The sequence below is a fragment of the Sulfitobacter mediterraneus genome, assembly GCF_016801775.1.
In the GTDB taxonomy this organism is placed as follows: domain Bacteria; phylum Pseudomonadota; class Alphaproteobacteria; order Rhodobacterales; family Rhodobacteraceae; genus Sulfitobacter; species Sulfitobacter mediterraneus_A.
The window spans coordinates 3,077,083-3,098,631 of record NZ_CP069004.1 but is presented as its reverse complement, the minus strand read 5'-3'; the positions used below and the strand labels follow the sequence as shown (position 1 = coordinate 3,098,631).

The window sequence follows — 21,549 nt, the reverse complement described above, 5'->3', positions numbered from 1 at the left end:
ATTTATCGAGTAAAGTCTTGCTTTTACTGGATCAAATCAAGCCTATCGAGCCATTAGTACCAGTCAACTGAACGTATTACTACGCTTACATCTCTGGCCTATCGACGAGGTGGTCTACCTCGGCTCTCAGGGATACCTTGTTTTGAGGGGGGCTTCCCGCTTAGATGCCTTCAGCGGTTATCCTGTCCGATCATAGCTACCCAGCACTGCTATTGGCATAACAACTGGTCCACCAGTGGATCGTTCACCCCGGTCCTCTCGTACTAGGGGCAACTCCTCTCAAGTATCCTACACCCACGGAAGATAGGGACCGAACTGTCTCACGACGTTCTAAACCCAGCTCACGTACCTCTTTAAACGGCGAACAGCCGTACCCTTGGGACCTGCTCCAGCCCCAGGATGAGATGAGCCGACATCGAGGTGCCAAACACTGCCGTCGATATGGACTCTTGGGCAGTATCAGCCTGTTATCCCCGGCGTACCTTTTATCCGTTGAGCGATGGCCCTCCCACTTGGGACCACCGGATCACTATGGCCGTCTTTCGACTCTGCTCGACTTGTCAGTCTCGCAGTCAGGCTGGCTTCTGCCATTGCACTCAACGAGCGATTTCCGACCGCTCTGAGCCAACCTTCGCGCGCCTCCGTTACGATTTAGGAGGCGACCGCCCCAGTCAAACTACCCGCCACACAGGGTCCCGGATCCGGATAACGGACCGCGGTTAGACATCAAGCAGAACAAGGGTGGTATCTCAAGGGAGGCTCCACGCAAACTGGCGTTCACGTTTCAAAGCCCACCACCTATCCTGCACATGTTCGGCCTAATGCCAGTGTGAAGCTGTAGTAAAGGTGCACGGGGTCTTTCCGTCTAACCGCGGGTAACCGGCATCTTGACCGGTAATTCAATTTCGCTGAGTCTATGTTGGAGACAGCGGGGAAGTCGTTACGCCATTCGTGCAGGTCGGAACTTACCCGACAAGGAATTTCGCTACCTTAGGACCGTTATAGTTACGGCCGCCGTTTACCTGGGCTTCAATTCAGAGCTCTCACCCCTCCTTTTAACCTTCAGGCACCGGGCAGGCGTCAGACCCTATACGTCGTCTTGCGACTTCGCAGAGCCCTGTGTTTTTAATAAACAGTCGCCACCCCCTGGTTTGTGCCCCCAGCCCCTAGTTGCCTAGGAACCGGGCCTCCTTCTCGCGAACTTACGGAGGTATTTTGCCGAGTTCCTTCAACATAGTTCTCTCAAGCGCCTTGGTATTCTCTACCTGTCCACCTGTGTCGGTTTAGGGTACGATCTCATGATGGAGCTATTTCCAGGGACCTCTAAGCAGCCCATTCAATCCGATAAGGATGAACTACCCTCGAGATCCGTCACTTCCATCTGGCCCAGGAATATTAACCTGGTTCCCATCGACTACGCCTTTCGGCCTCGCCTTAGGGGTCGGCTTACCCTGCTCAGATTAGCTTTAAGCAGGAACCCTTGGACTTTCGGCGAGAGTGTCTCTCACACTCTTTGTCGCTACTCATGTCATCATTCTCACTAGTGATCTCTCCACCGGATCGCTCACGCGCCAGCTTCACAGAAAAGACTACGTCTCCAATATTCCCGAAGGAAGTAAGGAGACAAAGTCTTATGTCACACTACGCTCTGCTACCATGCAATAAATGCATCCTCAGCTTCGGCTCATGGCTTGAGCCCCGTTACATCTTCGCCGCAAGACAACTTATTTAGACCAGTGAGCTGTTACGCTATCTTTAAAGGATGGCTGCTTCTAAGCCAACCTCCTGGTTGTTTTGGTCGTCTCACCTGCTTTCCCACTTAGCCATGAATTAGGGGCCTTAGCTGGAGGTCAGGGTTGTTTCCCTCTTCACGACGGACGTTAGCATTCGCCGTGTGTCTGCCGACTAGTACTCATCGGTATTCGGAGTTTGGTTAGGATCAGTAAGCCTGTGGGGCCCCATTACCCATCCAGTGCTCTACCCCCGATGGTATTCGGTCGACGCTCTACCTAAATAGATTTCGCAGCAGAGAACCAGCTATCTCCGAGTTTGATTGGCCTTTCACCCCTAGGCACAGCTCATCCCGATCTTTTTCAACAGATGTGGGTTCGGTCCTCCAGTAAGTGTTACCTTACCTTCAACCTGGCCATGCCTAGATCACTCGGTTTCGGGTCTGATCCCACGAACTCGACGCCCTATTAAGACTCGCTTTCGCTACGCCTACACCTAACGGCTTAAGCTTGCTCGTGAGACCAAGTCGATGACCCATTATACAAAAGGTACGCTGTCAGGACGCAAGGTCCCTCCAACTGATTGTAGGCGTTCGGTTTCAGGTACTGTTTCACTCCCCTCGTCGGGGTGCTTTTCACCTTTCCCTCACGGTACTGGTTCACTATCGGTCAGTAAGGAGTACTTAGCCTTCGAAGGTGGTCCTCCGATCTTCAGACAGAATTTCACGTGTTCCGCCCTACTTAATACGTCCAATCATGCTTCTTATACGGGACTATCACCCACTTTGGTTGCGCATTCCAACGCATTCTAACCACAATCATGGCTCGGCTGGTCCCCGTTCGCTCGCCGCTACTAGGGGAGTATCATATTGATTTCCTTTCCTCCGGGTACTTAGATGTTTCAGTTCCCCGGGTTTGCCTTTTTAAGCCTATATATTCAGCCTAAAAATACCTGGTTTACCATATTATTTTGCCCTACCGCGCGGAGCGCTCCTTGAGGGCGAACCCGCAAACAACGTCTGTCTGGTAGTATAAATAACACAGTATCAGGTGGGTTGCCCCATTCAGAAATCCATGGATCAAAGCTTATTCTCAGCTCCCCATGGCTTATCGCAGAGTATCACGTCTTTCATCGCCTCTTACTGCCAAGGCATTCACCAAACGCCCTTTTCGCGCTTGATTTGATCCAGAAAAAGAAAGACTTGCGTCATTCGCGAAGATCAGAAGCTGGTAAGAAACTGATCCTCTTATTCTGAACCAAAAGCATACTTTTACCCGCCCACTCATCTGAGTGGACAATGAGTGATGTCTCTAGCTGCCATCCGTGCGGGAGGCAGCATCATCACTCTGGTTAGTGTACTTGACTTGGACAACACGTTCGTTTCAGCCGCGATATGCGCAGCAGACCGAGGAAACAGTCCGTTGTGCACCGGCCTCCGAAGAGGCAGCAACTGAGATCATCGCCTAACGCGGCGCGATCAATCGTGTTGTTAGTATCTCTCTATACGATGTCAATTCGGTCGACTTTCAAAGAAAGTCCGACCAACGCGAGGCAGCGTATCCAAAGGATGCGCGTTCGCGTCGTCTGTAGAACAGACGTCCAAACATTCAGCGAATGCTTGAAGATGTGTTCTACGCTGTACGTCTCATCGTTGCCACGCAACGACTGCCAGTACTTCACACTTTGCTGCGTAAAGTGTTTGGTGGAGCCTAGCGGGATCGAACCGCTGACCTCCTGAATGCAAATCAGGCGCTCTCCCAGCTGAGCTAAGGCCCCATCAGTTTCCTTGCGGAATACATGGGGTCGAGGAGGACTTGAACCTCCGACCTCACGCTTATCAGGCGTGCGCTCTAACCACCTGAGCTACCGACCCATACAGACCGGTAGGCCTGAAACTTAAACTGAAGAGATATGAGGACGGCTCGGTCCGTAGAGTGCACCGAAGTGCCTCTAAATATGGTCAGTTTTGTTTACTGACCTGCTAAGTGTTCCATGATGATTGCGAACAATCATGGCTAGGAACATCCTTAGAAAGGAGGTGATCCAGCCGCAGGTTCCCCTACGGCTACCTTGTTACGACTTCACCCCAGTCGCTGATCCTACCGTGGCCGCCTGCCCCCCGAAGGTTAGCGCAGCGTCGTCGGGTAGAACCAACTCCCATGGTGTGACGGGCGGTGTGTACAAGGCCCGGGAACGTATTCACCGCGTCATGCTGTTACGCGATTACTAGCGATTCCGACTTCATGGGGTCGAGTTGCAGACCCCAATCCGAACTGAGACAGCTTTTTGGGATTAACCCATTGTCACTGCCATTGTAGCACGTGTGTAGCCCAACCCGTAAGGGCCATGAGGACTTGACGTCATCCACACCTTCCTCCCGCTTATCACGGGCAGTTTCTTTAGAGTGCCCAGCCGAACTGATGGCAACTAAAGATGTGGGTTGCGCTCGTTGCCGGACTTAACCGAACATCTCACGACACGAGCTGACGACAGCCATGCAGCACCTGTCACTGCGTCACCGAAGTGAACGCCCGATCTCTCGGGTTAGCACAGGATGTCAAGGGTTGGTAAGGTTCTGCGCGTTGCTTCGAATTAAACCACATGCTCCACCGCTTGTGCGGGCCCCCGTCAATTCCTTTGAGTTTTAATCTTGCGACCGTACTCCCCAGGCGGAATGCTTAATCCGTTAGGTGTGTCACCGAACAGTATACTGCCCGACGACTGGCATTCATCGTTTACGGTGTGGACTACCAGGGTATCTAATCCTGTTTGCTCCCCACACTTTCGTACCTCAGCGTCAGTATCGAGCCAGTGAGCCGCCTTCGCCACTGGTGTTCCTCCAAATATCTACGAATTTCACCTCTACACTTGGAATTCCACTCACCTCTCTCGAACTCAAGACCAGGAGTTTAGGAGGCAGTTCCAGGGTTGAGCCCTGGGATTTCACCCCCTACTTTCTGATCCGCCTACGTACGCTTTACGCCCAGTAATTCCGAACAACGCTAACCCCCTCCGTATTACCGCGGCTGCTGGCACGGAGTTAGCCGGGGTTTTTTACCAGGTACTGTCATTATCATCCCTGGCGAAAGTGCTTTACGACCCTAAGGCCTTCATCACACACGCGGCATGGCTAGATCAGGCTTGCGCCCATTGTCTAAGATTCCCCACTGCTGCCTCCCGTAGGAGTCTGGGCCGTGTCTCAGTCCCAGTGTTGCTGATCATCCTCTAAAACCAGCTATAGATCGTAGACTTGGTAGGCCATTACCCCACCAACTATCTAATCTAACGCGGGCCAAATTCCTCCGATAAATCTTTCCCCGAAGGGCGTATACGGTATTACTCTCAGTTTCCCGAGGCTATTCCGTAGAAAAGGGTATGTTCCCACGCGTTACTAACCCGTCCGCCGCTCACCCCGAAGGGTGCGCTCGACTTGCATGTGTTAGGCCTGCCGCCAGCGTTCGTTCTGAGCCAGGATCAAACTCTCAAGTTGAAAAGCAATTGCTTGCTTATCCTTGACGTCGAACCTCTGCACATCGACCATAAGACCTTACTGAAATCTTATGGCGTCTTTTCTGTTTGATGTACTTAAAGTTACCAAAGTAACCGAAAGCCACTCAAACAGTGAAGCTGACACTCCATCATCGACCGAAGTCTAAGAGCGCGATATACAGACGTTGATCCATCGAATGAACCAAACCGCCCACATATCTCTTCAGATATCAAATTTTCAAACAGCGTAGAGACAAAAGTCACCGAGATGCGCCCTAACTTTTTGGCGCGCCCCGCCGAAATTACCTCAAATTTTCTCTCCGCCTCCGAACCTCACCTCCGCGTCTCCGCTTCCGTCTGGCCCGTCCAGCGCCCCGTTAGAGCGTCACCGCTCGTCCGGTAAGGGGGGTTCTAGAGTTAGTGGCGGACGCCCGCAACCCCTTTTTTCCGGAAATATGCATTTTTTGTAACGCACCCTGTTTTTTGTATGAAAACAGGGGTTTGCTTGCATTTTATGTCTGAAATTCGGCCCGTTGAGCAGCATTATTGCTCTTACCATAGGGCAACTGGGCCGGACGGGCACAACATCTCGTATTGGGGCGCCGCCGCACGGGGCGATTGGTCCGGAGAGTCGCCCGGAAAACCTCAATGAATCGGTCTGATTTGGCGATTCACCGATGAATCGGCTCAGTCTCCAAGGAATCGCAGACGGCTGATCCACCGGACCTGGGCGGCGAGTCGCGTCTTAGCGCACCTTGGCGGTTGTGCGGGACTTGATCCGCAGGGCCAGCAGCAAAAGGATCACAGCCATGTAGATGAGCGGCTCCAGCTGGATGCCTTTGACCAGCCAGATAAAGTGAACGGCACCTAACAATATTGCCAGATAGGTCAGTTTGTGCAGCTTGCGCCAGTTTGGACCCATCTTGCGGACGGACCAGTTGTTCGAGGTCATCGCCAGGGGAAGCAGACACAGGAACCCGGCCATGCCGATCGTAATATAGGGGCGCTTCCAGACATCGGCCCACATCTGCCCCCACAGCAGGCTCATATCCAAAACCACCCAAACCGCGAGATGCAGGGTGACATAGATAAAGGCCAACAGCCCGAAAGCCCGCCGGAACTTGATCAAGTTGATGCCCAGATGCCGGCGCAGCGGCGTGATGGCCAAGCCAATAACCAAGAGTTTGAGCGCAAATTCACCCAGCGCATGTTCCAGCCCCTTTATGGGTTCCCGGCCCAACCCGCCAGTTTGCGCCAGATAGACAAGCCAAGGCAGCCAGAGCAGACATAGTATATAGAGAACCCAACTAGGGATCTTGCGGGCGGCAGCGTTTATAATTTGTTGGGCCTTATTCACTGTCATTCTCTCTTTCGCCGAACCTGCGCCCCATTTTCACCACAATAAATGCCGATGAAAGGGTGCTGCCAGAATGCAGCGTGTAACGACGGACCCCAAGTAATGACGCATGATCAGGCAATGATATATACTGTTGTAGGTGTGATCGCCGGGTTGGCCATGACGGGCGCCCTGGCCAAATGGCGTCAAGACAAAGCGGGACCACCGGTTTTTGCCCCCGGTGAAACAGCGGATCCATCGGCCGCATTGCCAGAAGACGACGATGCGCAACTTCTCCCCAGCGGATGGACAGAGCTACGCCCTGCATGGGGTGTCCGTGTCATCGTGCCTTTTGTCGCGCTGGTTCTTTTGTTCACAGTGGACACCGCGCCGTTCTGGAATTTCTTTGCTGTCAGCAATCAGCTGCTCAAAAACGCAGCCTTCGTCCTTGTCGGCGCTTTGTTGGCTTACAATTGGTTTATGGTGCTGTTTGTGCAGCGCGTCACCTATGATAGCCAGAAAATCGAAAGCTGCGGCAATGATTTTGTGCCGCAATCGCGAGACCTCACAAGTTTGATCAGCGTCCGAGATCATGAAAAACGTCCGGTCCTTGTTTTGGCATTTATCGATCAAAAGCCGCTCTATGTTCCCAAATACATCGCACAGCGGGGCCGGTTCCTGGCCGATATGGAGCGGATCGTTCGGGCGAACCGCATGATGCCCACCCAAACAGAACTGCGCACTGAATTGGATTTCGATCTGGACATCGCCCAGAGCGCTTAAAAGTTCTTTTGCATGTCCATCCCGGCGTAAAGCGCAGCCACGTCTTCTTCATACCCGTTCAACATCAATGTCGGTTTGCGCTTGGCAAACAATCCACCGCCGATGGGCCGTTCGCTGGCCTGTGACCAGCGTGGATGATCCACCTCCGGGTTCACATTGCTGTAAAACCCGTATTCACGCGCATTCGCTTTGTTCCAGCTGGTTGGCGGCTGTTTGTCTGTCAGGGTGATGCGGACAACGGATTTGATTGATTTGAACCCATATTTCCACGGCACCACGAGGCGCAGGGGCGCACCGTTCTGATTTGGGATGTCTTTGCCGTAAATCCCTGTCGCCATGATCGTCAGCGGGTGCATGGCCTCGTCAAGACGCAGACCCTCCACATATGGCCAATCAAGCACGGGAAAACGCACGCCGGGCATTTCGTCGGGGCGCAGCGCGGTTTCGAAGGCGACGTATTTTGCGCCCGATTGAACCCCCGCCATCGCCAACAGATCGGCCAGTTCAAACCCGTTCCACGGAATGACCATCGACCACGCCTCAACACAACGAAACCGGTAAATGCGTTCCTCGATGGTCATCGCCTTGAGAATGTCCTCAAAGGCATAGTCGCCCGGATTGTCCACCAGCCCGTCGATCTTGACGGACCACGGCGCGGTTGTCAGCGTGTGGGCATTGCGGGCCGGATCGCCCTTGCCGGTGCCAAACTCGTAGTAGTTGTTGTATTGGGTGATATCGTCATAGCTGTTGGGCTCAAGTGTTTCGCTCGCGGCGGCGGGAATGCCCAGGCCCGCCAATCCGACACCTGCCGCTGCTCCGGCCATCCATTGCCGCCGGTTCAGAAACGCGTGCTCCGGTGTGCAATCGCGGTCTTTCAGGGTGTTGGTCCAGCGGTTCGCCATGACATGCTCCTCTATACATCTGTATCGGAGGTAGTGCGCGTGCAGGTTTCAGCCAATTGAAATGCGCCTGTGTTTCAGGGATCACACCGGATTGTCAGAGAGCGTGTATAAGGCGCTTTGCCTGCAACTTTGGTCACAGGCCGCGGATCAACCCAGATCTAGAAGCGCGGGAAGATCCGCCATATCGTCAAAAAGGACATCGCAGAACGGCCTCAGCTTTTCCGGATCGGCATTCGCATGATAGCCAAAACAAGTCATACCTGCCGCTTGCGCGGCTTTGGCCCCGGTGGCGCTGTCCTCTATGACAGTGCAGCGGGCGGGCGCGACGCGGGTATGGAACGCGGCCTTGAGATAAACATCCGGGGCAGGTTTGGCCGCTGGACAATCATGGGCCGAAAAAATCCGCCCTTCAAACCTCTCCCACAGACCGCAACGGCCTAGGGTGACTTGCATCTTTTCCATCGGACCGTTGGAACAGGTCGCATAGCCAACCCCGGCGCGATCCAGTTGGTCCAGCATATCAGGCACGCCGGGGATCACCTCGCATTGTGCATCCAGAACCGCGAAGATCTCTGCGTATATTTGCATCAGCCAATCGTCCGGCAATTCCGCGCCCAGCACACGGGCGCTTTTCATCGCGCCTTCCATTGTGCCGCCGACAAACAAGCGGCCAATGTCCTCGGTCTTGATCATCAAACCGTGCCGGGCAAAGTTCTGCTGTAGAACAGCTTGGGTCAGCGGCTCACTGTCCACCAACACACCGTCGCAATCAAAAAGAACGTAATCTGCTGTCGCCATGGCACCATGCACCACAGATCAAGCCGGGAATAAACCCCGGCATGCGGATCACCGATCCCGCGCCAGCAATTCCAGGTAGATACTGTCGAACCATTTGCCGCCAATTTCGATGGTGTTTTTCGCCTGTCCGGTGATCACAAACCCCAGCTTTGTCAGCATCGCGAGCGAGGCCGCGTTATCAGGATCGACATCTGCCGTGATCCGGTCAAGCCCGAGGGTCTCGAACCCATGGGCGATCACCGCCTGCACCGCCTCCGTCGCGAAGCCGCGCCGCCAATAATCGGGATGCAGGATGTAGCCGATTTCCGGCATTTGCCAAAGGCCAACCTTTCCGATCACCTTGCCCTCATGCTCGATCGCAAATTCGGCATGGCTGCCGGGATCGCCGGCCAGCGTCCGATCAATCATCCGCGCCGTATCCGCGACCGAAGCATGGGGCAACGTGCTCCAATATCGCATGGCGGTTGGGTTGCCGAATACTGCAAACAAGTCTTCCGCGTCCGAAGGATCAAACGGGCGCAGAACAAGACGCGGGGTCGTGAGAATGGTCATCGCAATTACGGCTTCTGAGGTTGGTCGAAGATCGCACAACTCTTGCAGGTCAAAGCGCCAAAAGAAAAGGCCGGGGATCACCCCGGCCTTCGGTTTTGCGTTTCATGCTGGTCCAGCCTTAGTGGATCACAGCGTCATCCGGTTTGGGCCGATTGCTGGCCGCAACGCGGTCCCCGATGATCAGACCATCCGTGCCTGCCGAAACCGTGATCGTATCGCCGTCACGCACATCCCCCGCCAGCAGCATCTCGGCCAGTGGGTCTTGCAACGCGCGTTGGATCACACGCTTTAGCGGCCGCGCACCAAAAACCGGGTCATAGCCTTCATCCGCCAGCCAGGTCTTTGCGCCCGCATCCAACTCCAGCGCGATCTTGCGCCCCGCCAGACGTTTCAGCAAACGCGCAAGCTGGATATCAACGATGCCGGTCATGTCATCACGTGCCAGACGGTCAAAGATGATGGTCTCGTCCAACCGGTTGAGGAATTCTGGACGGAAATGCGCCCGAACAGCGTCCATCACATCCCGCTTGGCCTGTGCCATGTCACCGCCATCGGGCAGTTGGCTCAGCGCCTGCGCCCCAAGGTTGGAGGTCAGGATGATCAAGGTCTGCTTGAAATCCACGGTGCGGCCCTGACCATCGGTCAGAACACCGTCGTCCAGAACCTGCAACAGCACGTTAAAAACGTCCGGATGGGCCTTTTCAACCTCATCAAACAGAACCACCTGATAAGGCCGCCTGCGCACCGCTTCGGTCAACACGCCGCCTTCTTCATAACCGACATAGCCCGGAGGCGCACCGATCAGTCGTGCAACAGCGTGTTTTTCCATGAATTCTGACATGTCGATGCGCACCATCGCATTGTCATCATCAAACAGGAATTCTGCCACCGCTTTGGTCAGTTCGGTTTTCCCAACGCCGGTGGGCCCAAGGAACAGGAAACTGCCCAGGGGGCGGTTTTCGTCGTTGAGACCGGCCCGCGCACGGCGCACGGCATTGGCAACCGCTTTCACGGCACTGTCCTGGCCAATCACACGGGCGTGCAACTGATCCTCCATCCTAAGCAACTTGTCCCGCTCTCCTTCGAGCATCTTGCCCGCAGGGATACCGGTCCAGCGCTCCACCACGGATGCGATCTGATCAGGCCGCACGGCTTCTTCGACCATAACGCCTTCTTCGCGGCTTTCGGCGGCTTCGAGGTCTTTCTCAAGCTGCGGGATGACGCCGTAGGACAGCTCCCCCGCCTTGGCGAGGTTGCCTTCACGCTTGGCAATGTCCAGATCGGCGCGGGCGCGGTCCAGCTTTTCCTTGATGTCACGGGCGCCGGCCAGCTTGTCCCGCTCGGCCTGCCATTGTGCAGTCATCTCGGCGCTGCGATCCTGCAAATCAGCCAGATCTTTTTGCAAGGTCTCCAGCCGGTCTTTGGACGCCTGATCATCCTCCAAAGTGAGCGCCTGTTCCTCAATCTGCAATTGCAGGATCTGCCGGTCCAGCGCGTCCAGTTCTTCGGGTTTGCTGTCTACTTCCATGCGCAACCGGCTGGCGGCCTCATCCATCAGATCGATGGCTTTGTCCGGCAGGAACCGGTCAGTGATATAGCGGTGCGACAGGGTCGCTGCCGCAACGAGGGCAGAGTCGCTGATCCGGACACCGTGATGCAGTTCGTACTTTTCCTTGATGCCGCGCAGGATGCTGACCGTGTCTTCGACCGTTGGCTCCAACACCATCACAGGCTGGAACCGGCGGGCAAGCGCCGCGTCTTTCTCTACATATTTACGATATTCATCCAGCGTGGTCGCGCCGACACAATGCAATTCACCCCGTGCCAAGGCTGGTTTCAGCAGGTTGGAGGCATCCATCGCCCCGTCTGCCTTGCCCGCACCGACCAAGGTGTGCATCTCGTCAATAAACAGGATCACCTCGCCTGCGGCCTCGGTCACTTCGGTCAGAACGGCCTTGAGACGTTCTTCGAACTCGCCGCGGTATTTCGCACCAGCAATCAACGCGCCCATGTCCAGCGACAGCAGCCGCTTGTTGCGCAGGCTTTCCGGCACGTCGCCATCCACGATGCGCAGCGCGAGTCCTTCGGCAATTGCGGTTTTACCCACGCCAGGCTCACCAATCAGCACCGGATTGTTCTTGGTTCTGCGGCTCAGCACCTGCATCGCCCGGCGGATTTCCTCGTCGCGGCCAATGATGGGATCAATTTTTCCCGCTTCAGCGCGGGCCGTAAGATCAAGGCTGTATTTCTTCAATGCGTCATAACCATCTTCGGCACTGGCCGTATCGGCCGTGCGCCCTTTACGAACATCATTAATGGCAGCGTTCAGCCCTTGCGCAGTTACCTTTCCAGCCTCCAACGCGGTTTTTGCGCCGGATTTGACCATGCACAGCGCCATCAAGATACGCTCAACCGGAACAAAGCTGTCACCGGCCTTCTTGGCCAGCGCGGCAGCCTCATCCAAGACTTTGGTTGTGGCATTATCAAGATAGACCTGCGCGGCATCGCCGCTGACTTTCGGCATTTTGCCCAGTGCCAACGCCAGCGCATCTGTCACGCGGCCCAGATCACCGCCAGATGCAGCAATCAGGTTGGCAGCAAGCCCCTGATCGTCGTCCAGCAATGCTTTTAGAATGTGTTCGGGGGTCAACCGTTGGTGGTTGTCCCGTGTCGCTATAGTCTGCGCTGCCTGAATGAAACCGCGCGACCGCTCCGTGAACTTGCTCAAGTCCATGGTGTTCTCCTTCTTGTTAAGCGCCCGTCGATGGATATGCCCGCCCGGCGGCACACACCCTATTGGGCCTCGGTTCTAATTTGGGGACTGGAGGAACCTGTTCAAGGCGGTGGTGGTCGTTTTTTTGTCCTGCGCCCACCGCAGTTTTTGTGCGGAATTCCGCCAACCTCCTCTTTTTGTGATGCACAGCGTGTTTTGTTCCCCCTTGTTTTGGCGCGGAACCACCCCCAAATCGAAGGTATGCAAGTCACTGTACTCGGCTCTTTGTAAGGTGAATGCATTGGGAAATGAAACTAAACCGCAATGTTCCGCGTTGTTAACTGAGACACATGATGACGACACCAAACCAAACAGGACCCCGCAAGGAGACCAACATGCAGACCAGCCCGATCAAATTGACCGACGTTATCTACAACGCCGCCAATCAAAGCTTTGAGGCTTGCGTCACGGTTTACGGCGAAAATGGCGCACGCAAATACGCCTGTTCCATTGAGGCGCCGATTTCGATGTCTTTTGAGGACGCAGCCAATGGCCTGCGCACCCAAGCCCTGCGCCGCCACGCGAAACGTGGCGGCTTGCATTCGCAAATGCGCCGCTTTGCACCGCAACAACGTGCCCCGCGGTCCCGGTTCGATCCGGTGCGTTGGTTGGAAACGCTGATCAACGGCGAACAGCGCAACGCGGCATAAGTTTCTGTGGGGGTTCTGCCTCCCCCATAGCCTCGGTGCAGGTTCGCGCGTTCTGTCCCCGCGTTCCTGCACCCCAGAGACCTCTGCTGCCTGCATTGTCTCTGATACTGACCCGGTTCATGCTCCCCCCGCATGGCCGGGTTTTTTTTGCCTTGGCCTGAACAGCACATCATCAGTGGACTTGACCCGCTCAACAGCGTAGGTCAGGGCCGTTTGCACTTTGCCCGGAGCCTTGCCATGACCGACGACCGCCTGATTGTTGCCCTTGATGTACCACATGCCCATGCGGGCCTTGAGCTTGCCCAAAAGATTGGGGATGCGGTGGGGTTTTTTAAGATCGGTTTGGGGATGCTATGCGGTGGCGGTTTGGCGCTGGCCAATGAGTTAAAGCAGGAACACGGCAAGCGGATTTTTCTGGACATGAAGTTGTTCGACATTGGCGCCACGGTAGAGGCCGCAGTACGGGGATTGGCACAGTTTGATCTCGACTTTCTGACCGTGCATGGCGATCCGCATGTGGTGCGTGCCGCCAAACAGGGCGCCGCGGGCAGTGATATGAAAATTCTCGCGGTCACGATCCTGACTTCGCTGGACCGCGCCGACCTTGATGCGGCGCTGATACAGCAGGGTGATTTGCCTGATTTGGTCAGCACCCGCGCGGGACGTGCATTTGATGCGGGCGCGGATGGCGTCATTGCTTCCCCCCAAGAGGCGGCCATGATCCGCGCCTTGCCGGAGGCAAAAGGCCGGCTGATCGTGACCCCCGGCGTGCGGCCTGCTGGCGCGGCACTCGGCGATCAAAAACGTGTCGCAACCCCGGCGCAGGCCATCGCGGACGGTGCAGATCATATCGTTGTGGGCCGTCCGATCTGGCAATCCGACGCCCCGCGCACGGCAGCCGAGGCGATCCTGTCCGAGATTTCCCACTGAAATCAAAGTTCAACCACAGACTGTAACAAATTCACAACATAGCTGATCTAGCCCGTCTGATCACAGTTCAACATCCTATGTCGAATTGCCCAAATATGGTAGGTTTGTAGCAGGTGATACTCCCCGACGAACTGGTTCTTCCTGATGTTCGTCACCTCCCCCCCGCTACACGCAGCGGGGGGCTTTCTATTTGCCCCTATCTTCACTTTCCTCAAAGTAATCTCGAAGCCGATCCTGAAACCGTGGCACTGCCATGGGGTGGGACAAGAATACCTGTGGATCCATCAACGTCCATCGCTGCCCTTCATCACCAAACACTACATCTTGTGAAGCTTCCGCAGGGGCACCCACAACAAACAGCCAATTGACCGTCCCACCCGACCGATAGGCGCGTTTCCATAGCACCGATGCCGGTGTGATCTGCAGGCCCAATTCCTCAAGGCATTCCCGGCGTGCGCATTCAAAAGCTGTCTCATTGCCTTCGCGGCCACCGCCGGGAAAATCCCAGTGATTGGGATAGGGCAAATCCGGCAAATCGTCGCGTAAGATTACGGCCAGATTAGCCCCTATAAAGAGGCAGACCTTTGCCCCTCCAAATGCCTGCTCATCGGCCATGTTCATCTGTGCTCCCATTGGGTAAACTCACCTTCGAAACCTCAGCCCACGGTGTCTGACCATGGCCGCCCTTTGCCGTGATTGCCTGTCTCAAATCGCCCCTGCCCGGCGCTGCCCCTCCTGCGGCAGCCCGCGTGTTCTGGTGCATGACGAGCTTGAGACCCTTTCCATAGCACATATGGACTGTGATGCCTTCTATGCCTCTGTTGAAAAGCGTGACAATCCCGAGCTGAACGGCAAACCGGTGATCATTGGCGGTGGCCGACGCGGCGTGGTTTCGACGGCTTGCTATGTTGCGCGGATTCGCGGGGTGCGTTCGGCAATGCCGATGTTTCAGGCGCTCAAGCTGTGCCCGGAGGCCGTGATCATCAAGCCAAGAATGGACGCTTATGTTGAGGCCTCTCGCGCGATCCGCGCCATGATGGAGGAGTTGACCCCCGCTATTGAGCCTCTGTCACTGGATGAGGCGTTTCTGGATATGACCGGCACCGCCCGCCTGCATGGCGCACCGCCAGCAGTGATGTTGGCCGGGTTGGTGCGCCGGATGAAAAATGAACTTGGCCTGACCGGATCCATTGGCCTCAGCCATAACAAATTTCTGGCCAAAGTCGCCTCTGATCTGGACAAGCCTCATGGATTTTCGGTGATCGGCGCGGCGGAAACCGGCGATTTTCTACGCGACAAGTCGGTCAAACTGATCTGGGGCGTTGGCGCCGTCACGCAGGGCGCGCTGGACAAAGCGGGCATTCGCACCTTTTCGGATCTGCTGCGCTGGGAAAAGACCGACTTGGTTGCCCGGTTCGGAGGCATGGGTGAACGGCTTTGGCACCTGGCGCGAGGCCAGGACAGGCGGCGCGTTTCGGCGCATGAGCCTGTCAAATCCATCAGCAAGGAAACCACATTTTTTGAAGACACCGGCAATGCGGATATTCTGGACGGCCATCTGTGGCGGCTCTCTGAACAGGTCGCCGATCGTGCCAAGGCCAAGGATCTGGCAGGCCGCATTGTCACGCTCAAGATCAAACGGTCCGACTTCAAAACGCTGACCCGGCGCGTGTCGCTTCATGATCCGACCCAATTGGCAGATCGCATCTATCGCCACGCCCGCGCCCTGTTTGACCAATTGGACGATCAAGGGCCATTCCGCCTGATCGGTTGCGGTATATCCGATCTCAGCCCGGCAGAAGGGGCCGACTTGGCCGGTGATTTGCTGGACCCCGATGCTGTCAGGCGCAGTCAGGCAGAGCGGGCGACGGACCAGATCCGTGACCGGTTCGGCAGCAAGGCCATCGTCAAGGGACGGGCGCTGCGCTAGGGCGGCAAAGCTGCAACAGGTGTGACATTGCCTGATCGGCCTGATGCGTGACGTCTTCGGCGGTCGGGGCGGGCAGCACCCCAATCGCGCGGCGCATTTGCTGATCTCCGACCAGCAGGTTCATGAACAAACTGCCAATCTCTCCCTGTGCGGGGGGCTGTAACAACCCCTGTTGAATAGCCGCGACCAAGACACCCTTAATCAGCGGCAATACCTCATCGCGCCCGCAGGTGGCGATAACCCGCCCCAGATCCCCGGTCGCATCCGCAGCTGCCGCTCGATTGAGCGCGATGGCCTTGTCTCCCAACAACATGCCCAGCAAAACCGGGGCCATGCGGTGCAATACCTCCAAGGGAGGCAAGCCGTCATCGACCAAAGCTTGCAACCCATTGCGTACCGCAGCGGCATTGGCGCGGACCATGCTTTCAAACAACCCGTTCTTATCTCCGTACCACCGATACATCGTTTCGTTTGACGCCTTTGCGGCCTTGGCAACAGCCAACATAGATGTGCCGTCATAGCCATGCAGCGCCAACAGGTCATAGGCTGCGGCCTCGATCTCCCGGCGGCGCTGTTGTTTTTTCTCGTCCCGCAATTTTTGGCTCCCCTCTTGACTTCATACCGTACATATCAATACGGATATGTAAAGACGTACACATACGTACGGATATAGGAGATCGATATGCCTTCGCTCATTCGCCCCCTCGCTCTGCTCAGTTTGCTGCTGTCTGCGGCTCTTTTTGGTTTTTTCTATGCTTGGGTTTGCTCAACCATGTGGGGGCTGGATACGGCCGATCCGCGCGTGGCTATTGCCGCAATGCAGGCGATGAATGCCTCTGTGCGCAATGCGGTGTTTGCGCCTGCGTTTTTTGGCACAGCACCAGTTCTGCTGCTCACAGCCTTTGTCATATTGCGCGAAAAACAAAGCGGTGCAGCACTGTGGTTCGGGTTGGCGGGGGTCATGGTCGCGGTCTTGGCCGTGGCTTTGACAGCCGCGTTCAACATCCCCATGAACGAGGCATTGGCAGGCGTCGCGGTGCCGCAAGACATTGAGGCCGCGCGTATCATCTGGGCCGAATATTCGACGCAATGGCAGGTATGGAATCAGATCCGTACCGTCACCTCGGGCGTTGCAGTGTTGTTCGTGGGGATCGGCATAATGCGGCTTGGCTCCGCATGAACGTTATTCTGCGGCCAATGGCACCCGTCCTTGGCCAATCGCGGCCACCTCGGCCACGACCTGCCGCAGGGCTGCTTTGACCGCGTCAAAGTTCCCGTTGAGCTCGATCTTGGCCTCGTCAAGATAGAGCGATCGGTCCAGTTCGATCTGCACGGCGTGCTGGTTGCGGGAGGGGCGTCCATAGGCCTGGGTGATGTAGGCCCCCGCAAATGGCGTGTTGCGGGTGACTGTGAAACCCGCGGACAGGAACGCCGATTCAACGCGGTCCACAACCCCGCCCGCCGCCGAAGCGCCAAACCGGTCACCAATAACAACATCAGGGCGCCGGACACCGGCCCGCGCAATACCGTCCATTGCCTCATGCGGCATGGAATGGCAGTCGATCAAGATTGCTTGGCCGTGACGCTGTTGGGCAACATCCAGCAGATTTTGCAATTGGTTGTGGTAGGGCCGCCACAAACGTTCAATGCGGTCGGCGGCGTCGGCATGGCTGATCTTGCCATGATAAATCGCACGGCCATTGGCGACCACGCGTGGAATCACCCCAAGGCCCGAGGCCACACGTGGATTGTGCCCCTGACGGCGGACCCCTTCGATCAAGGCGGGATCCAGTTCTTCACAAGACCGATTCAGGTCAAGATAGGCCCGCGGCGCACCGGCCATCAGGAAAGGCGCGCCAAATTCCACCACAGAATCAAAGAGTTGATCCACATAAGCATCTTCCGATGACCGGATCAAATGGGCATCCAGCACGGTTTGCTCTAGAAAATCAGGGGTATAATTCCGCCCCGAATGCGGCGAGGCGAAGACAACACAAGACCGGTTGCGCACCGGGTGCAGAACATCATAAGCGGTCTTGGACATATGCGCCCCTTTCCCCCTCTTCATAGCGCATAAATTTGAATTACCAAAAGCCCTTGAACAAAGCTCCGACTCCTTTTATAGCACCCCAACCGGCGCGTCATTTCGCGCCCCGTTTTTGTTTGGGGCATGGGATAACACGCTGATTAAGTGGGTGATTAGCTCAGCGGTAGAGCACTTCGTTGACATCGAAGGGGTCACTGGTTCGATCCCAGTATCGCCCACCACCTGTTTCACTGGTCCTTTCGGGGGCCGTCCGTAACCCGGCGCTGGTCCTTCTTTTCAAAAGGAAGGCGGGGCCACAGATGGAAGGATAAGGACTATGAAAGTTCGCAATTCGCTCCGCTCGCTGAAAAACCGGCACCGTGATTGCCGCGTTGTGCGTCGCAAAGGCCGCGTTTACGTGATCAACAAGACACAGCGCCGGTTCAAAGCCCGTCAGGGTTAATTTGATCGGTAGACTGGCAACAGTCAGAGCTATTCAAAAGGCTGCCTTTTTCGGGGCAGCCTTTTGCTATTTCAGGCGTCAGGATCGAAACCTTAGATTTCGACCGTCCCTTCGATCACGATTGTTGTGGCCCCGCCAATCATCACATCCGCGCCACGGTTGCTGACGAACACCCGACCATTTCGTCCGATGGCGGTGCCTTGGGCGATGACAATATCATCCGCCAGCCGCCCTTGCGATTTGAGCCAGACCGCAATCGCCGCATTCATGGAGCCGGTAATCGGATCTTCGGCCATCAGGGAGGCCGGTGTCAGGTTGCGGGATTCGTAGTGTGCATAGGCACCACCCGGATGCTTCCCAAGCACCGCCACACCGCGAAACTCCGGGGCGGACACCGCGCGGGCATCCAATGACAACACCCGCTCTGCGCTGCGCAATTCGATCAGGTTAAATGCCGCGCCATTGTTCACCCGCGCCGAAGCGGCAATATCCGCATCGCTCAGGCCCAAAGCGGCGGCGATCCGATCCCGCTCGGCCAGGTCCGCTTCATCAATCTGGGTTGGCGGGGCCACGAAGGCCGGGACCGTGCCGGACAAATCAATCTCGACCAGACCGATTGCGCATTCCTGCATAACGCGTCCGGCAACCTTAGGCACGCCACCGGCATGCAACCACGCGGCACAGCTGCCCAAGGTCGGGTGGCCGGCAAAATCCATCTCGCGGCTGGGCGAGAAGATTCGCACGCCGTAGTCGGCATCTGAATGTTGAGGTGGCACCAGAAAGGTTGTCTCGGCCTGATTGGTCCAGATCGCGAATTGCATCATCTGCGCATCGCTCAGCCCTGCGCCATCCAAGACCACCGCAAGCCCGTTGCCGCGCAGTGCCGTATCGCTGAACACATCACATTGAATAAACCGCCGTTTCATCTTTTGCCCTCCGTTGGTTCAGCACAATTGCACATATTGTAGGCGCCAAAGCAATTTGACCGCGCCACTTGTGGCTCGCCACGATCCGACTACCTTGCACTGTGACAGACGGTGCAGGACGTGCCGCAGAACCAAAAGAGGAAAACAAATGGCCGACAGCACCGAATACACACCCCCCAAAGTCTGGACCTGGGACGCAGAAAGCGGCGGACGTTTTGCCAGCATCAACCGCCCCATAGCCGGGGCCACCCATGACAAAGAACTGCCTGTGGGCAAGCATCCCTTTCAGCTTTATTCACTTGCCACACCCAATGGCGTCAAAGTCACCGTGATGCTCGAAGAGCTGCTGGCGGCGGGCCACACGGGCGCGGAATATGACGCGTGGCTGGTCAATATCGGCGAGGGCGATCAATTCGGCTCCGGCTTCGTGGAGGTGAACCCCAACTCAAAAATCCCCGCCCTGATGGACCGTTCCGGCGATGCGCCGCAACGGGTGTTCGAATCCGGTGCGATCCTTCTGTACTTGGCGGAAAAGTTCGGGGCGTTCTTGCCCACCAATCCCGCACAACGGACAGAGGCGCTAAGCTGGCTGTTCTGGCAGATGGGCAGCGCGCCGTATCTGGGCGGCGGCTTTGGCCATTTCTACGCCTACGCGCCAGAGAAATTCGAATATCCGATCAACCGCTTTGCGATGGAAACAAAGCGCCAGCTGGATGTGATGGACCGCCATCTGGCTGAGAACGAATATTTTGGCGGCGAGTACTCCATTGCCGATATGGCGATCTGGTCATGGTATGGGCAGTTGGTTCTGGGTCGGCTGTACAGCGCGGCAGAATTTCTGGATGTGGCGACCTACAAAAACGTGCTGCGTTGGGCCGAGGCCATCGACGCCCGGCCTGCGGTCACGCGCGGGCGGATGGTGAACCGGGCCTTTGGCGATGATCTGTCCATGCAGCTGCACGAACGCCACGATGCATCTGATTTCGAGACCAAGACCCAGGACAAGATTGGCGATCAAAGCTGATCCCCTGCCCTGCCGTTTTGGCGGCAGGGCGCCTTTTCCAACAAAAACTATCAGGAATGCCTTGCGCTCTGCAGGGGAATCTGTTTCTTACTGTTTCAGTCAGGAAATTCTGGACAGTATGGAAAACCACTATGACCCTCTTCAAGACAACAACATCTGCTGCCGCGCTGATCGCGCTGGCGCTTCCCGCTTTGGCCGATGGCGAGCTGAACCTCTATTCGTCGCGCCATTATGACACCGATGAACGGCTGTACTCCGATTTCACCGAACAGACCGGCATCACCATCAACCGTATCGAAGGCAAGGCTGACGAATTGCTGGCACGGATGCAGGCCGAGGGTGCGAATTCTCCTGCCGATCTTTTGCTGACTGTCGACACCAGCCGCCTGAAACGCGCCAAGGATATGGGTCTGTTGCAAGCCATCGACAGCGCGACGCTGGAAGCCAAGATCCCCGCAAATCTGCAGGACGACGACAACCAGTGGTACGGTTTCTCGCAGCGCGGCCGGATCATCTTTTATGACAAGGCCGGGGTCACAAACCCGCCGGCGACCTACATGGATCTGGCCGACCCAGCCTACAAAGGCCAGGTCTGCATCCGGTCTTCGACCAACACTTACAACCAGACCCTGCTGGCCTCCATCGTCACCCATGAGGGCGAAGAGAAAGCGACCGCGTGGGCGCAGGGCGTCGTGGACAACATGGCTCGCGCACCGCAGGGTGGCGACACCGACCAATTGCGTGGCATCGTCTCCGGCGAATGCGGAATTGCTGTTTCCAACACCTATTATTTTGCCCGCGCGATCCGCAAAGACGTCAAAGGCGTCAGCGCAGACATCGACAAGATTGGCGTGGTCTTTCCCGATCAGGACGGAAATGGCGCACATATGAACCTCTCGGGGGGCGGTGTGGCTGCCCATGCGCCGAACAAGGAGAACGCGATCAAGTTCCTTGAATACCTCGCATCCGACTCCGCGCAGGTTTATTTCTCCAACGGCAACGACGAATACCCGACAGTTGCGGGTGTGGAACTGGCCGATTCAGTGAAACAACTGGGTGAGTTCAAAGCGGACGACGTGAATCTGTCCGATGTGGCAGAGAACATTCCGACCGCGCAAAAGATCTTTAACACAGTGGGTTGGGAATAAGTCCAAAAAATCATTGGACCCTGTGATCGGTTTCAATCACCTTCTGGGGCGGACCTTTGGTCTGCCCCTTTTTTATGGTTGAGCCTGC

Annotated in this window: 17 protein-coding genes, 3 tRNA genes and 2 rRNA genes; 9 read left to right on the top strand and 13 right to left on the bottom strand. The window is 56.3% G+C overall.

Annotated elements, in window-relative coordinates; translation table 11 throughout:
- Window positions 1-32 precede the first annotated feature (32 nt).
- The 5 genes from JNX03_RS15290 to msrQ all read right to left on the bottom strand — a co-directional run bounded on the left by JNX03_RS15290 (window position 33) and on the right by msrQ (window position 6,583).
- Window positions 33-2,912 (bottom strand): 23S ribosomal RNA (locus tag JNX03_RS15290).
- Window positions 2,913-3,431: 519 nt separating this feature from the next.
- Window positions 3,432-3,507: transfer RNA gene (locus JNX03_RS15285), tRNA-Ala, on the bottom strand.
- A 23-nt stretch (window positions 3,508-3,530) separates the two neighbouring features.
- Window positions 3,531-3,604 (bottom strand) — tRNA-Ile (locus tag JNX03_RS15280).
- 158 nt (window positions 3,605-3,762) lie between these two features.
- A 16S ribosomal RNA gene (locus JNX03_RS15275) occupies window positions 3,763-5,221 on the bottom strand.
- The 16S and 23S rRNA genes sit together here with 2 tRNA genes alongside, the layout of an rRNA operon.
- A gap of 744 nt (window positions 5,222-5,965) precedes the next feature.
- The gene (gene msrQ / locus JNX03_RS15270) at window positions 5,966-6,583 is read right to left on the bottom strand and encodes a protein-methionine-sulfoxide reductase heme-binding subunit MsrQ (protein WP_203209865.1); all 618 of its coding nucleotides are present in this window, start codon (window positions 6,581-6,583) and stop codon (window positions 5,966-5,968) included.
- Between the two features lie 114 nt (window positions 6,584-6,697).
- Here msrQ and JNX03_RS15265 point away from each other — a divergent pair, with 114 nt between their 5' ends.
- The gene (locus JNX03_RS15265; protein ID WP_203209864.1) at window positions 6,698-7,339 is read left to right on the top strand and encodes a hypothetical protein; all 642 of its coding nucleotides are present in this window, start codon (window positions 6,698-6,700) and stop codon (window positions 7,337-7,339) included.
- Here JNX03_RS15265 and msrP read toward each other — a convergent pair.
- The 4 genes from msrP to clpB form a co-directional block, all read right to left on the bottom strand.
- The gene (gene msrP / locus JNX03_RS15260) at window positions 7,336-8,241 is read right to left on the bottom strand and encodes a protein-methionine-sulfoxide reductase catalytic subunit MsrP (RefSeq protein WP_203209863.1); all 906 of its coding nucleotides are present in this window, start codon (window positions 8,239-8,241) and stop codon (window positions 7,336-7,338) included. The genes JNX03_RS15265 and msrP overlap by 4 nt on opposite strands.
- A gap of 147 nt (window positions 8,242-8,388) precedes the next feature.
- Complete coding sequence (locus JNX03_RS15255; protein WP_203209862.1) at window positions 8,389-9,039, bottom strand: HAD family hydrolase; 651 nt, start codon at window positions 9,037-9,039, stop codon at window positions 8,389-8,391.
- Between the two features lie 48 nt (window positions 9,040-9,087).
- Entirely contained in the window at window positions 9,088-9,591 is a 504-nt protein-coding gene (locus JNX03_RS15250; protein WP_203209861.1) for a GNAT family N-acetyltransferase, read from the bottom strand.
- A 118-nt stretch (window positions 9,592-9,709) separates the two neighbouring features.
- Window positions 9,710-12,325 (bottom strand): ATP-dependent chaperone ClpB, encoded by a 2,616-nt coding sequence (clpB, locus tag JNX03_RS15245; protein WP_203209860.1) that lies wholly within the window; start codon window positions 12,323-12,325, stop codon window positions 9,710-9,712.
- 374 nt (window positions 12,326-12,699) lie between these two features.
- Between clpB and JNX03_RS15240 the strand changes: the two genes are divergently transcribed.
- Window positions 12,700-13,014 carry an orotidine 5-phosphate decarboxylase gene (locus JNX03_RS15240; RefSeq protein WP_203209859.1) on the top strand — a complete coding sequence of 105 codons (315 nt, stop codon included), beginning with the start codon at window positions 12,700-12,702 and terminating at the stop codon, window positions 13,012-13,014.
- A gap of 237 nt (window positions 13,015-13,251) precedes the next feature.
- Window positions 13,252-13,944, top strand: coding sequence for an orotidine-5'-phosphate decarboxylase (pyrF, locus tag JNX03_RS15235; RefSeq protein WP_203209858.1), 693 nt, complete (start codon window positions 13,252-13,254; stop codon window positions 13,942-13,944).
- A 186-nt stretch (window positions 13,945-14,130) separates the two neighbouring features.
- On the opposite strand, the gene JNX03_RS15230 is transcribed toward pyrF, so the two are convergent.
- On the bottom strand, window positions 14,131-14,565 hold the full coding sequence (locus tag JNX03_RS15230) for an NUDIX hydrolase (RefSeq protein ID WP_203209857.1): 435 nt from the start codon (window positions 14,563-14,565) through the stop codon (window positions 14,131-14,133).
- 55 nt (window positions 14,566-14,620) lie between these two features.
- Between JNX03_RS15230 and JNX03_RS15225 the strand changes: the two genes are divergently transcribed.
- Window positions 14,621-15,874 carry a DNA polymerase IV gene (locus tag JNX03_RS15225; protein ID WP_203209856.1) on the top strand — a complete coding sequence of 418 codons (1,254 nt, stop codon included), beginning with the start codon at window positions 14,621-14,623 and terminating at the stop codon, window positions 15,872-15,874.
- Here the strand turns inward: JNX03_RS15225 and JNX03_RS15220 are convergent.
- The gene (locus tag JNX03_RS15220; protein WP_203209855.1) at window positions 15,852-16,469 is read right to left on the bottom strand and encodes a TetR/AcrR family transcriptional regulator; all 618 of its coding nucleotides are present in this window, start codon (window positions 16,467-16,469) and stop codon (window positions 15,852-15,854) included. The two genes, JNX03_RS15225 and JNX03_RS15220, sit on opposite strands and share 23 nt — an antisense overlap.
- Window positions 16,470-16,556: 87 nt before the next feature.
- Between JNX03_RS15220 and JNX03_RS15215 the strand changes: the two genes are divergently transcribed.
- Entirely contained in the window at window positions 16,557-17,054 is a 498-nt protein-coding gene (locus tag JNX03_RS15215; RefSeq protein WP_203209854.1) for a DUF1772 domain-containing protein, read from the top strand.
- Window positions 17,055-17,057: 3 nt separating this feature from the next.
- Here the strand turns inward: JNX03_RS15215 and JNX03_RS15210 are convergent, their stop codons facing one another.
- The gene (locus JNX03_RS15210; RefSeq protein ID WP_203209853.1) at window positions 17,058-17,918 is read right to left on the bottom strand and encodes an N-formylglutamate amidohydrolase; all 861 of its coding nucleotides are present in this window, start codon (window positions 17,916-17,918) and stop codon (window positions 17,058-17,060) included.
- Window positions 17,919-18,067: 149 nt separating this feature from the next.
- Here JNX03_RS15210 and JNX03_RS15205 point away from each other — a divergent pair.
- Window positions 18,068-18,142, top strand: a tRNA-Val gene (locus JNX03_RS15205).
- A 95-nt stretch (window positions 18,143-18,237) separates the two neighbouring features.
- Entirely contained in the window at window positions 18,238-18,363 is a 126-nt protein-coding gene (gene ykgO, locus JNX03_RS15200; RefSeq protein WP_005850168.1) for a type B 50S ribosomal protein L36, read from the top strand.
- Between the two features lie 92 nt (window positions 18,364-18,455).
- Here ykgO and JNX03_RS15195 read toward each other — a convergent pair whose 3' ends face one another.
- A complete protein-coding gene (locus JNX03_RS15195; RefSeq protein WP_203209852.1) occupies window positions 18,456-19,289 on the bottom strand; it encodes a PhzF family phenazine biosynthesis protein in 834 nt (277 codons plus the stop codon).
- A 148-nt stretch (window positions 19,290-19,437) separates the two neighbouring features.
- Here JNX03_RS15195 and yghU point away from each other — a divergent pair, with 148 nt between their 5' ends.
- The gene (gene yghU / locus JNX03_RS15190; protein ID WP_203209851.1) at window positions 19,438-20,313 is read left to right on the top strand and encodes a glutathione-dependent disulfide-bond oxidoreductase; all 876 of its coding nucleotides are present in this window, start codon (window positions 19,438-19,440) and stop codon (window positions 20,311-20,313) included.
- Window positions 20,314-20,444: 131 nt separating this feature from the next.
- On the top strand, window positions 20,445-21,461 hold the full coding sequence (locus tag JNX03_RS15185; RefSeq protein ID WP_203209850.1) for a Fe(3+) ABC transporter substrate-binding protein: 1,017 nt from the start codon (window positions 20,445-20,447) through the stop codon (window positions 21,459-21,461).
- Window positions 21,462-21,549 lie beyond the last annotated feature (88 nt).